At 64.1% G+C, this 12,481-nt stretch carries 8 protein-coding genes and 1 pseudogene; 4 read left to right on the top strand and 5 right to left on the bottom strand.

The annotated features are described in order from the left end of the window. Together RY1_RS16475 and RY1_RS16470 are read right to left on the bottom strand one after the other, a co-directional pair. Positions 1-445: pseudogene (locus tag RY1_RS16475) on the bottom strand (hypothetical protein); the annotation flags it as partial. A gap of 149 nt (positions 446-594) precedes the next feature. Beyond that, positions 595-1,434: a pentapeptide repeat-containing protein gene (locus tag RY1_RS16470; RefSeq protein WP_072804883.1), complete on the bottom strand. Its 840-nt coding sequence runs from the start codon at positions 1,432-1,434 to the stop codon at positions 595-597. A gap of 90 nt (positions 1,435-1,524) precedes the next feature. On the opposite strand from RY1_RS16470, the gene RY1_RS16465 reads away from it, so the two are divergent. From RY1_RS16465 to RY1_RS16450, 4 genes are read left to right on the top strand one after another with little or no spacing between them, the layout of a single operon-like run. Continuing rightward, a complete protein-coding gene (locus RY1_RS16465) occupies positions 1,525-2,622 on the top strand; it encodes a TDT family transporter (protein WP_072804881.1) in 1,098 nt (365 codons plus the stop codon). Positions 2,623-2,630: 8 nt separating this feature from the next. Next, the gene (locus RY1_RS16460) at positions 2,631-3,434 is read left to right on the top strand and encodes a putative protein N(5)-glutamine methyltransferase (RefSeq protein WP_084727473.1); all 804 of its coding nucleotides are present in this window, start codon (positions 2,631-2,633) and stop codon (positions 3,432-3,434) included. Between the two features lie 22 nt (positions 3,435-3,456). After that, positions 3,457-5,778 carry an endopeptidase La gene (gene lon / locus RY1_RS16455; RefSeq protein WP_072804878.1) on the top strand — a complete coding sequence of 774 codons (2,322 nt, stop codon included), beginning with the start codon at positions 3,457-3,459 and terminating at the stop codon, positions 5,776-5,778. A 34-nt stretch (positions 5,779-5,812) separates the two neighbouring features. After that, positions 5,813-7,771, top strand: a complete 1,959-nt coding sequence (locus RY1_RS16450) for an ABC transporter ATP-binding protein (protein WP_072804937.1) — start codon at positions 5,813-5,815, stop codon at positions 7,769-7,771. On the opposite strand, the gene RY1_RS16445 is transcribed toward RY1_RS16450, so the two are convergent. From RY1_RS16445 to RY1_RS16435, 3 genes are all read right to left on the bottom strand, one after another. Continuing rightward, positions 7,687-8,679, bottom strand: a complete 993-nt coding sequence (locus tag RY1_RS16445; protein ID WP_072804876.1) for an iron-siderophore ABC transporter substrate-binding protein — start codon at positions 8,677-8,679, stop codon at positions 7,687-7,689. The genes RY1_RS16450 and RY1_RS16445 overlap by 85 nt on opposite strands. A 106-nt stretch (positions 8,680-8,785) precedes the next feature. Then, the gene (locus RY1_RS16440) at positions 8,786-10,012 is read right to left on the bottom strand and encodes a lipase family protein (protein ID WP_072804875.1); all 1,227 of its coding nucleotides are present in this window, start codon (positions 10,010-10,012) and stop codon (positions 8,786-8,788) included. 125 nt (positions 10,013-10,137) lie between these two features. Further along, the gene (locus RY1_RS16435; protein ID WP_072804873.1) at positions 10,138-12,435 is read right to left on the bottom strand and encodes an ATP-dependent DNA ligase; all 2,298 of its coding nucleotides are present in this window, start codon (positions 12,433-12,435) and stop codon (positions 10,138-10,140) included. Positions 12,436-12,481 lie beyond the last annotated feature (46 nt).

The following is a 12,481-nucleotide window of genomic DNA, read 5'->3' as shown; positions in this document are numbered from 1 at the left end:
TTGCGGGTAGTCGGTGGTGGAGTTGTTCGCTGGTGGTGATCATGTCGCTGGTGACGGTGCGGGAGAGTGAGAGGGCGACGGAGGCTTCGCATTCGACGGCGAGGCGGGCGGCGTAGATGTCGGGTTCGGCGACGCCGTATTGTGTTCTGCCGGTGGGTGTTCGGTGTGTGATGCTGTGTTGGTGGATGTCTGCTTCGGTGGACAGGCGTAGGTCGAGGAGGTCGTGGAGGCGGTGGATGGCTGCTGCGGCGGTGATGTTCTCGTTGCGGCGGCGGTCGGTCAGTGAGGCGATCAGTTCGGCGGCGGCAGCGTCTGCGTCGCGTCGGATCTGCCGGAAGGAGTCGAGGTCGCCGTGATTTTCGGTGTCTTCATGATCCCCTGCGCCCTCGTGATCCCCTGCACCTTCGTGAGTACTGTCTGTGGCGTAGCCCCCCGGCTTTCTCATGCCATCCAGTGTACTCGAACACATATTCGAACACAACAGTTAAGTCGTTGTCTCCGAGCCTTATACGATTCAATCGGTAACAATCCCTGAGTCGCGGGTGGATCGTGGTGCTATGTCCGACGAACAAGCCCAGCCCAGCGCTTGGCACGCTATCCCCAGTGCGACGGCCTCGTCAGTGCGTCGGGCAAGCGGGTCGTCGCATCGCCTCGTGCGGCGTTGATCTGGAACTGGGTGAGGTACAGGCTGTTTCGGAGGTCCGCGCCGCGCAGATCGGCGTCACGCAGGTCGGCGCCGATCATGTCCGCGAACCGAAGATCGGCGTTCCGAAGGTCGCTCGCAATCAGGTATGCACCACGAAGGCTCGCGCCCAACAGGTTTGCGCCCGTCATCTTCTTGCCGATCAGATCGGCGCCTCGGTGATTCTTCTTCTTGCCGCCGACCCCCGCACGCACCAGATCGCTCGCCTCGAGCAGAAGCGCATTGACGGCGGAGCGGTGTGCTTCCACGTCCACCGCGGACACGTCGGCGGGTGAGCCTTCGGTCATCGACTCGGTGATGGCAAGGCTCTGCTGCAATCGTGTTCGGATCGGCGCCGTTGCATCGAGCGCGACGGCCTCGGTCAAGTACCAGAGCAGTTCGTGGAGCTGGCGCATGATGGGGAAGACGTCGAACATCAGGCGTGCAGACGCACGATCCTCACGCCAACTCCGGCCGCCGAACGTGTCCTGAGAGACCTTCTGCCCCGCGCCGAAGCAGTCGTAGACGGTGCAGCCGCGGAAACCGCTACTGCGCAGATCGGCGTGAATGCCGCAGGAGAAATCGCCGCGGAGATTGCGGCACGGATCGCCCGCGTCCTTCGTCGTCGCGAAGTCCGAGGATTTCGAGAACGGCAGTGCGACGCAACACAGACCGAAACAGTTGGAGCAGTCGGCTAGCAGATTCCTCACCCGTCGACTCTTCCCGCCGTCATGCCCGAGGGGCAAACGCATTTCTCCGACCAGCACTTACAAGAGATGTTTGTGCCCGCACAACTGTGAGACCTCTACCGCGAGTGAGGCGCGACGACGACCGTGAAGGCCATGACCACAGCAGTACTGGCGCCGCGTATCGCACCACTTCTCGAACACATCACACCCAATTGGTTCGCCTCCGTCATGGGTACCGGCATCGTCGCCAACGCTGCTGCCACGCTTGCACCACAGCTTCGAACACCGCTCCTGCACACCTTCGCCGCGGTCGTCTGGGGTGTCGCGGTAGTCGCACTCGTCGCGCTCACCATCGCTTTCGGTGCGCACCGGGCCCTGCACACCGAGACCGCCCGCGGGTACGCCGCACACCCGGTCATGTCGTTGTTCTACGGCGCGATTCCGATGGCCCTTCTCACTGTCGGCTCCGGAACACTGCTCGTCGGCACAGAGATCATCGGCGTCACCGCTGCCCTCTGGATCGACGGAACCCTCTGGGCAGTGGGAACGATCCTCGGGCTCGGCACCGCTCTCCAATTCGGCACCGCTCTTCGATTCGGCACCCTCCTACGCAGTCCCAAGCTCTCGGAGAAACCGATACCGGCGATGCTCATGCCCGTCGTCCCGCCGGTCGTGTCCGCAACCGCAGGCGCGATTCTGCTCGAATACATGTCCGCCGGCATATTCCGCACCGCGTTCCTGATCGCCTGTTACGGGTTGTTCGCACTCGGCGTGATACTCGGATCGGTCGTCATGACGCGCATCTGCCGTCACCTCGCAGGCGGTGGAACCCCACCGCTGCAGGCTGTTCCGACGGTGTGGATCACGCTGGGACTGGTAGGGCAGTCCATCACCGCAGCGAATGTGCTTGCCGCTGATGCGCGCGTGGCCTGGTTGCATGATGTCGGTATCGCCTACGGCGTATGCGCAGGCCTGTTCGGTGTCGTGATGTTCACCGCCGCGGCGTCGCTGACCATCCGCGCCGCACGCAGTGGCCTGCAGTTCTCGTTGACGTGGTGGAGTTTCACCTTTCCGATCGGCACCTGCGTGACTGCCTCGGCCGCACTCGGTACCGCTGTCGGTATCGGCGCCGCTGCGGATGCACTGCACGTGGTGGCCGTCGGCCTGTTCTTGCTGCTGCTCACGGCATGGTCGATCGTCGCGGCGAAAACGGTGCGCGGCACCCTCGGTGAGTTGCAGCCGATGAGTTAGAGTCGTTCATCGACATCACCCGCATCCTCCGCACCGCCGGCTGCGTCTACGCCGAGGCCGAGGCGGAACTCCTGAGTGAAGCGTTCAGCGGCGAGCAGCTACGCGAGATGGTTGCCCGACGCGTCACCGGTGTTCCGTTGGAACAGATCCTCGGCTGGGCCGAGTTCTACGGACTTCGGATCGTCGTCGAACCCGGTGTCTTCGTACCGCGTCGGCGCACCGAACTGCTCGTGGACGAGGCGTTGGCTCTGCACCCGGAAACGGTGGTCGACATCTGTTGTGGTTCGGGGGCAGTCGGTGCTGCCCTTGCTCGTTCGATCGACGGCCTGAATCTGCATGCAGCGGACATCGATGCCGATGCGGTGCGCTGCGCCCGCAGGAACATCGAGCCCTCGCATGTGCACCTCGGCGATCTGTACGAGCCACTGCCGGAAGAACTCCGTGGCCGCGTCGACGTCATCGTCGCGAACGCCCCGTACGTTCCGACCGACGAGATCGGGTCGATGCCGTCGGAGGCCCGCGATCACGAACCCAGGTCTGCCCTCGACGGAGGCGCCGACGGACTGCACGTGCAACGACGAGTTGCCGTCGGCGCACCGCTGTGGCTCCGCGACGGCGGCCATCTACTGATCGAGACGAGCGTCGGACAGGCCGATCGCACGTCCCGGATCATCGAGCAGGCCGGTTTCGCCACCCGGATCGTCTCGTCGGACGAGCTCGACGCAACGGTCGTAGTCGGTGTAGTTCTGCCCACGGAGAACACGCCGACCACGGGGAACAGCGATAGCGGAAAACGAGTTGAGTCGGGATAGCTCAACTCTTGGAGGATTTCCGATGACCGAACCCATTCGTTTACCAGTGCTCTTTCTGACCGATCCCGTCGTACTGCCCGGCATGGTCGTGCCCATCGAATTGGACGAGGCCTCGCGCGCCGCCGTGGACGCTGCGAATTCCTCGAACGACGGCACTCTTCTCGTGGCGCCTCGCCTCGAAGATCGCTACGCGGCGTACGGCGTCGTCGCTTCCATAGTCCAGATGGGACGCCTGGCAACGGGCGAGCCCGCCGCCGTCATCAAAGCGGAACGACGCGCACACATCGGGCACGGCGTCAGCGGCCCAGGCGCGGCGCTGTGGGTCGAGGCCGACCTTGTCGACGATGTGCCCGCCACCGAGACTCTGAAGACCCTCGCCGGCGAGTACAAGCAGCTCGTCGTCGCGATGTTGCAGCGGCGTGATGCCTGGCAGGTGATCGACTCGGTCAACAAGCTCTCCGACCCGGGCGCGATCGCGGACACCGCGGGCTACGCGTCGTACCTGTCCGACGTGCAGAAGCGTCAACTGCTCGAGACGCCGGATGTCGCCGAGCGACTGACCCTCCTGATCGAGTGGACGAAAACGCATCTCGCCGAAATCGAGTTGGGCGACAAGATCTCCGGCGACGTCCGTGAAGGCATGGAGAAGACGCAGAAGGAGTTTCTGCTGCGCCAGCAACTCGCCGCCATCCGCAAGGAACTCGGTGAGGACGAGCCCGATGGCGCCGATGACTACCGCGGCCGCGTCGAGGCAGCTGCTCTGCCCGGCAATGTCCGCGAGGCTGCGCTACGCGAGGTCGGCAAGCTCGAGCGTGCGAGTGATCAAAGTCCCGAATCGGGCTGGATCAGAACATGGCTCGACACCGTTCTCGACCTTCCGTGGAACACGACGACAACCGACCAGACCGACATCGACGCTGCCAGAGCCGTTCTCGACGCGGATCATCACGGGCTCGGCGATGTGAAGGATCGCATCGTGGAATACCTCGCAGTGCGCGCGCGTCGCGCAGATCGGGGTATGACGCTCGTCGGCGGACGCGGTTCGGGTGCGGTCATGGTTCTCGCCGGACCTCCCGGCGTGGGCAAGACCTCTCTCGGTGAGTCGATTGCGCGCGCCCTCGGCCGGAAGTTCGTTCGTGTCGCCCTCGGCGGCGTCCGTGACGAGGCCGAGATTCGCGGTCACCGGCGTACCTACGTCGGGGCCCTTCCCGGCCGTATCGTTCGCGCCATCGGCGAAGCGGGATCGATGAATCCCGTTGTGCTGCTCGACGAGATCGACAAGGTCGGATCGGACTATCGCGGTGACCCGAGCGCGGCGCTCCTCGAAGTGCTCGACCCTGCGCAGAATCACACGTTCCGTGATCACTATCTCGACCTCGATCTCGATCTGTCCGACGTCGTGTTCCTCGCTACCGCCAACGTGATCGAGCAGATTCCAGCAGCATTGTTGGACCGCATGGAACTCGTCACCATCGACGGATACACCGAGGACGACAAGGTCGCGATCGCTCGTGACTACCTTCTCCCCCGCCAATTGGACAGGGCTGCAGTGACGTCCGAGGAGGTAGAGATCACCGACGACGCTCTGCGCAGGATCGCGGCCGACTACACCCGGGAGCCGGGTGTTCGCCAGATGGAACGCCTTCTCGCCAAGGCGCTGCGCAAGGCTGCGACCAAACTTGCCGGTGGAGCGACCGAGCTCCGCATCGACGAACCCGCTCTCGTGGACTATCTGGGACGGCCGAGGTTCACCCCGGATGCACACGAACGCACCGAAGTTCCCGGTGTGGCAACGGGTCTGGCAGTGACGGGTCTCGGCGGCGATGTGCTGTTCATCGAGGCGGCATCGACCGAGGGCAAGCCGGGGTTGGCGCTGACCGGGCAGCTCGGCGACGTCATGAAGGAGTCGGCGCAGATCGCTCTGTCGTACGTCCGTTCGCATGCAGAGCAATTCGGCGTCGAACCGGAGGCACTCGACCGCAGCATCCACGTGCACGTCCCGGCAGGCGCCGTTCCGAAGGACGGACCATCGGCGGGTGTCACGATGGTGACCGCCCTGGTGTCGATGGCCACCGGGCGCCCCGTCCGATCCGACGTCGGGATGACGGGCGAGGTCACGTTGAACGGTCGGGTCCTGCCGATCGGTGGCGTCAAGCAGAAGCTGCTCGCCGCGCAACGTGCGGGGTTGAAGACGGTCTTCATTCCCGCCCGCAACGAACCGGATCTCGACGACGTACCAGCCGAGGTGCTCGAGGCCCTCGACGTGCGTCCGATGACCGACGTCGCGGACATCCTGGCACTTGCTCTGGAAGACCGAGAGGTCGCAGCGAGCTCGGCGGCTTGACCTCGAGCTATGTCGAGGTTCTACGGTGTCGGTCATGAGCATGGAAGTCGTGGCCTGGAATCAGATGTACCGAACGATGAACACGTCCGCCCAGCAGACTAGGTTCTCCGCGGTGACCGCCCGCCGGATAGTGGATTTCGCCCGTCCGCATCGTGGGAAGCTGCTGGTGTTCGTGGTGTTCAGCGTCGTGCTGGCGGTGTTGGCGGTCGCGACTCCGGTCCTCGCGGGCCGGGTCGTGAACGCCATCGTCGACGGCGACTCGTTCGACGTCGTGCTGCGCCTGTCGCTGTTGATCGCCGTGATTGCTGTCGTCGACGCAGCGTTCGGACTGCTCAATCGGTGGTTGTCGTCGAACATCGGTGAAGCGCTCATCCTCGACCTGCGCACCGCGGTGTTCGATCACGTGCAGCGGATGCCGATCGCGTTCTTCACGCGGACACGGACGGGCGCTCTCGTCAGTCGTCTCAACAACGACGTCATCGGCGCACAGCGCGCGTTCAGCGACACCCTCTCGGGGGTGGTCAGCAACCTGGTCACCCTTGTTCTGACGCTGGTGGTCATGATCGGAATATCTTGGCAGATAACACTTCTGGCACTCATCCTGCTGCCCGTCTTCGTGCTGCCGGCGCGGCGGATGGGGACGAGACTCGCTCGGCTGCAGCGTGAGGCAGCGGGCCACAATTCGGCGATGAGTACCCAGATGACCGAACGGTTCTCGGCTCCGGGCGCAACGCTCGTCAAACTCTTCGGTCAGCCTGCCGTCGAATCCGCCGAGTTCGCGGTGCGTGCAGCACGGGTCCGAGATATCGGCGTCCGCAGTGCGATGGTGCAGACCGTGTTCGTCACCGCGCTCACGTTGGTCTCGGCGCTCGCGCTTGCCGTCGTCTACGGATTGGGCGGCTTCTACGCTCTGCGAGGTCAGCTCGACCCTGGTTCCGTCGTCGCATTGTCTCTGTTGCTCACGCGGCTGTATTCGCCGCTGACGCAGCTGGCAAGTGCGCGCGTCGAAATCATGAGTGCCATCGTCAGTTTCGAGCGAGTGTTCGAGGTGCTCGATCTGGTGCCGCTCATCGAGGACGCCCCCGACGCGGTCTCGGTGCCCGATGGTCCGGTGGCGGTGGAACTGAGCGACGTCCACTTCGCGTATCCGTCTGCGGACAAGGTGTCGTTGGCGTCGCTCGAAGAGGTCGCGACTCTCGATTCACGCGGCGGAGTGGATGTGCTTCACGGAGTGTCGTTTCGGGCCGAACCCGGACAGATGGTTGCACTCGTGGGCACCTCCGGCGCCGGGAAGTCGACGATCGCGCAGTTGATCGCACGGCTGTACGACGTGGATTCCGGTGCGGTGCGCCTGGGCGAGAAGGACGTGCGCGGATTGACGGCGGAATCGATCCGCGGCGCGGTCGGCATGGTGACCCAGGACGGTCACCTGTTCCACGACACCGTCCGCGCCAACATCGTGCTCCCCAGGCCCGACGCCACCGACGACGAAGTGTGGGAAGCGCTGAGCCGGGCTCGGCTGCGCGATCTGGTGACGTCGCTGCCCGACGGCTTGGAGACCGTCGTCGGAGAGCGTGGTTATCGGTTGTCCGGCGGCGAGAGGCAGCGGCTGACGATCGCACGGCTACTGATCGCTCAGCCCAGGGTGGTCATTCTCGACGAGGCCACGGCGTCGCTGGACTCGACATCCGAGGCCGCGGTTCAGGCGGCGCTCGGAGAGGCGCTGAAGGGCAAGACTTCCGTGGTCATCGCACACCGCCTGTCGACGGTCCGTGCCGCGGACGTCATCCTCGTCGTCGAGGCGGGAACGATCGTCGAGCGGGGAACGCACGAGGAGCTCCTCGCCGCGGGTGGCCGCTACGAGGAGCTCCATCGAACTCAGTTCAGTGTGACGCCGGAATCGGCAGCTCAGGCTGCAGGTGCGGGTACCACCGTCGCGGGATCGTTGTCGGCGGCCGCGGCGAGCATCGGGGTGAACCCGTCGATCGCGTAGTCGAGCGACAGTGGGCTCGAGTAACCGAGCGCGGACGGTAGGTCCTCGCTGAAGGAACCGATGTAGGCGGTCCGGTCCTGTGCAACGACGCCGAGCTGGGCGAACAGCGGGTTGGTGTTCAACTGCTCGCGAGACTGTCCTGCGATGACGAGGACGTCGGTGTCGAGTTGGTCGAGCTTCTCGGGGCTGATGATCTCCGTTGCTTCGGGGATCTCGAATCCGAGATCGGTGAAGAAGAGTGCTCGAATGTCGTCGGATCCGAGGATCATGTAGCTGCCGTCGTCCATGACGAACGTCAAGGCCAACGACTTGCCTGCGAACTGGGGGTTCTCGTCCTGTGCCGTCTGGAACTTCTGCTCCAGTTCGGCGGTCCGATCCGCGGTTTCCTGCTCCTTGCCGAGAGCCTTGCCGATGACCTCGAACTCCTGCTGCCACGTCGCCGCAGGCACGTCGTCGTAACCGCCGATGTCGGCGATCGTCGGAGCCAGATCGGACAGTTGGTCGTACTGGCCCTGCTCGATGAAGGAGTACGGCCCGAGAATCAGATCCGGCTCCGCCGCCGCGATCTGCTCGACGTTCAGCTCGGTGGATCCGACCTCGGGGATCTCGGTGCCGCCGAGGGCTTCCTGCGCCCACGGGCGTTGGCGGTAGTCGTAGCTCAGATTGCCGCGAGTCGCGACAGGCTTGACACCGAGCGCGAGCGTGAAGTCCTGCTCGTTGAAACCGATGGTGACCACGCGCGACGGCTCGCTGTCGATGGCGGTCTCGCCGAAGTGATGGCTGATGGTGACGGGAAAGTTCCCGGACCCTTCGGCCTTGCTCGACGACGAAGTGTCGTCGGAAGAACACCCGGCGACGAGCGCGACCGCGGCGGCGCCTGCGGCGAATCGAAGGTAACTGGTGCGCACTTGTGGAACTCCTCGCGTGTGGGACTGAATGCGAGGTAAGGCTAACCGGACCTTGAAGTAATCAAACCTTCAAGGTCCGGTTTGGCCGGTTTTCGGGTGTGCGAGCTCAGCAGTTACTGGGAGCGGGCACGCCTCTCAAGCGGGCGTCGATCCACTCCAGTGCCTGCGGTAGCCCGAGCACAGCGGCGGTCAGATGGTCGTTGCTGGGCACCAGAACCTCGGTGACCTTCACGCCCGCGGCGCAGTACCGGCCGATCGTGTTCGTGATCGCCGAGACGGGGATCAATGCATCCGTCGGGCTGTGCCACTCGAAATACGGCGCCTTGGGGACGCCGGGGTACAGCTCGACGCTGTTCTCGTTCACCGCAGCCACCATCTCGGGGCTGTCGATGAGGTTGAGCGAGTTGGCGACCAACGTTGCGCTCTTGCCTGCACCGACCGCGATGATGTCGTTGGTGCAGGCGTTCTGCAGCTGCAGCGCCATCTGCTGGCCCAGCGGATTGAGCTGGTCACTGATCGGGATTCGAGTCGGGTACTCACGTTCGAGGCCGAGAGCCGCCGCGAACGCCAATCCGAAGACCGGATGAGGTGCAAAACCGAGATCGCGTGCCATGCGCTCGAGGTTCATCGGCGCTCCGCCTGCGGCACTGCCGACGATGTTCAGCTCCGGTGCATAGTCGTTCTGCAGCGCCGCGGCCCACGCCGTCGCCATGCCGCCGCCCGAGTACCCGGCAAGGGCGACCGGCGACTGCTGAACCTGCAGCGGATCGAAGCGTTGAGTGGCGCGAATGCTGTCGAGCACGATCTGGCCGCCCATCTTGGCGGCGCCGTACGCGCTGTTCGGGCCGAGGTGATCGGCGATCGCTACCGTCCACCCACGAGCCAGCGCGGCATTGAGTGCAGGGGCTTCGCGGATGACCAGATTGGGGTCGGTGGTCCACAATGCTTGTGACGGAGCACATTCCAAACCGAGTGCGTTGATGATGTGTTGGTACGACAGTAGCGGCCCGTTGGGCGCCTTGTTCTTCGGGGCGATGACGGTGTTGACCGCCGCGATGGGATTGCCCGCCGAGTTGGTCGAGCGGAAGCGCAACTGCCAGACGTCGACGTCGAAGAACCCTGCAGGCGGTGGCATCGGCCTGCTCGAGATGATGTCGCCGGGCTTCAACGCCTCCAGACCAGGCGTCGGACCGTAGAACGCGTCCGAGATCGGTGTTGGTTCCAGCGGACTCGCTGCTGCCGGTGTTGCTGCTACGAGTGCCCATCCGACTATCGATGAACACACTACTGCTGCGGTGATTCTGGCTGCCCCGACCAGCTTTGATCCGCGCATGACGTCAAACCCCTCCCGAAAAAGAACAATTACTGTCGCCGCCCGTTACGTTCCCCCGGAAACGATGTTCGAAGAGTACGCAGCCCGAGATTTTATGGCAACCAAAGAACGCACGACGCACGAGGCTATGAATTGTTCTCGATCACGACATCTTCCGGACGTTTGTCCTCGCGAATTCCACGCCAACTGGGATGACGCAGGTGCATCGAGTCGGTCCATTCGTAGAATCTGACCTCGCCGACGAGCGTCGGAGTGACCCAGACCGCGTCCTTGCGGTCGGCCGCAGGCAGCGTCTGCGTGAACGGTGACTCGTCCGTCTCCATGCCGTCCATGACCGCACTCAACCGATCGAGAGCATGGTCACCGAAACCAGTGCCGACGCGGCCGACATAACGGAGCCCGCCCGCCTCGGGCACTCCCACCAGCAAAGATCCGAAACCTCCGCTGCGGCGCCCGCGCCCGCGTCTCCACCCACCCACGACCACTTCTTGCGTACGCCAATTCTTGGACTTGATCCACGTCCGTGCTCGCTTGCCGGGTTGATAGATCGAATCGTTCCGTTTCGCCACCACTCCTTCCCAGCCCCGTTCGACGCTCTCGGCGAGTGCCTCCTGCGCCGAGCCCGTGAGTAGATCCGGCACGATCACGGAATCGAGACCGGTGGTCAGGAGTTCGAGAAGTCGGCGACGGTCGGAATACTTCTTCTGGACGAGGGAAGTCCCGTCGAGGTGGAGAAGGTCGAATGCGATGAATTCGACGTCGTGGCCGGAACTGTTCTGCAGAAGTTCGAAACTGGAAATTCCATGGGAATCGAATACGACCGCTTCTCCGTCGAGTATTGCGACGTGGTCTTTCAAGTCCTCGGCGAGGGCGGAGAACCCGTGGAATCTCTCGGTGAGATCGTTCCCGCTTCGCGATTCCAGTTTCATCTCACCGTGCGCACACCGAGCGATCACACGAAAGCCGTCCCATTTTCCCTCGAACGACCATTCGCCGTCGGGAAGGTCCTCGACGTCGCCTGCCGTGGCGAGCATCGGTGCGACGGATTTCGGGAGAGCGCTCTCGGTATGCGGGGACTGCTCCGTCATTCGATGCATCAGCCATTGGTCGCCCTTGGTTCTGATGAGAGCGAATCGGCCTTTCGCCTTCGCGCCCGACAACGTCACGATCACCTCGTCGTCGCGCCACTTCTCGAGCTCGTAGGTTCCGCTGTCCCAGATGGACACTTCACCGCCGCCGTACTCGCCCTTGGGAATGCTGCCGGAGAAGTTCGCGTACTCGAGCGGATGATCCTCGGTGTGCACGGCCAGACGATTCTGACCGGGGTTGTCGGGAATGTTCTTCGGCACCGCCCACGAGACGAGCACGCCGTCGTGTTCGAGCCTGAAGTCGTAGTGCAGCCGTCGTGCATGGTGTTCCTGGATGACGAAGGTGGCGTCCCCTTCTTTCGAAGCGCTCGGGGTACTGCCGTCCTGCTCGGAGCGGGTTGGAATCGGCTCCGGCGTCTTCGACGCGCTGCGCATGCTGCGATATTTGCCGAGCTTGTCGGGTCGTACTTCTTCGAGTGGGAGGTCGAGGTCCGCCAGAAGGTCACCGTCGTCATGGAACCGCTGCAGCACCTCCTCGTAACCGAGCTGCGTCAGACCGGAGGATTCCAGCTCGTCCCATGACCGAGGCGCCGCGACGGTCGGCTGCGACCGGCCCCGCAGCGAGTACGGCGCGACCGTCGTCTTCTTGCCGTTGTTCTGAGACCAGTCCACGAACACCCGGCCCGTGCGCTTGGCCTTGGCCATCGTCGCGGTCACTCGGTCGGGCGAGCGCTCCTCCAAGAGCGTGGCCACGCGTTTGGCCACCGTGGACGCACCCGACGGGGTCAACGGCTTGCCGAGCGGGACGTACAGGTGGATCCCCTTGCTCCCGCTCGTCACGGGGAAGGCGGTGAATCCGATCTCGGCGATCAGGTCGCGGATCTCGCAGGCGACCTCCGCGCACCGAGCCAGGTCGACGTCGTCGCCCGGGTCGAGGTCGAACACCATCCTCGTCGCCGGGCCGGCCACGTCGCCGTCGAACCTCCACTGCGGCACGTGCGCTTCTATCGCAGCCTGCTGACCGAGCCACGCGAGATCGGCCGGTGAGGAGAACAGCGGATAGGTGACGACGCGATCCGAATGCTGCATGTCACGTCGATCGAGCCATTCGGGTGCCGAGGATGCGAGATTCTTCTCGAAGAACGACGACTGATCCACTCCGTTGGGCCACCTCTTGCGCGTCACAGCGCGGCCGGCCATGTGCGGCAGCATCGCAGGCGCGATGGAGGTGTAGTACTCGATCACCTGGCTTTTCGTCGTGCCGGTGTCGGGGAACAGAACCTTGTCGAGGTTGGTCACCGAGACTTTCCGGCCTGCGATCTCGAGCGACGCCATGGGCTCAGGCTAGTTGCCGCGCAGAGTGCGCGCGTGAAACCTGTGC

This window comes from Rhodococcus yunnanensis NBRC 103083 (assembly GCF_001895005.1).
GTDB classification, from domain to species: domain Bacteria; phylum Actinomycetota; class Actinomycetes; order Mycobacteriales; family Mycobacteriaceae; genus Rhodococcoides; species Rhodococcoides yunnanense.
This window is presented reverse-complemented; position numbering and strand designations above follow the sequence as displayed.

Excerpts from the sequence above, each read along its gene's own strand:
- RY1_RS16465 (WP_072804881.1), top strand. The coding sequence starts at position 1,525 with ATGACCACAGCAGTACTGGCGCCGCGTATCGCACCACTTCTCGAACAC.
- RY1_RS16450 (WP_072804937.1), top strand. The coding sequence starts at position 5,813 with ATGAGCATGGAAGTCGTGGCCTGGAATCAGATGTACCGAACGATGAAC.
- RY1_RS16440 (WP_072804875.1), bottom strand. The coding sequence starts at position 10,012 with ATGCGCGGATCAAAGCTGGTCGGGGCAGCCAGAATCACCGCAGCAGTA.
- RY1_RS16435 (WP_072804873.1), bottom strand. The coding sequence starts at position 12,435 with ATGGCGTCGCTCGAGATCGCAGGCCGGAAAGTCTCGGTGACCAACCTC.
- RY1_RS16470 (WP_072804883.1), bottom strand. The coding sequence starts at position 1,434 with ATGCGTTTGCCCCTCGGGCATGACGGCGGGAAGAGTCGACGGGTGAGG.
- lon (WP_072804878.1), top strand. The coding sequence starts at position 3,457 with ATGACCGAACCCATTCGTTTACCAGTGCTCTTTCTGACCGATCCCGTC.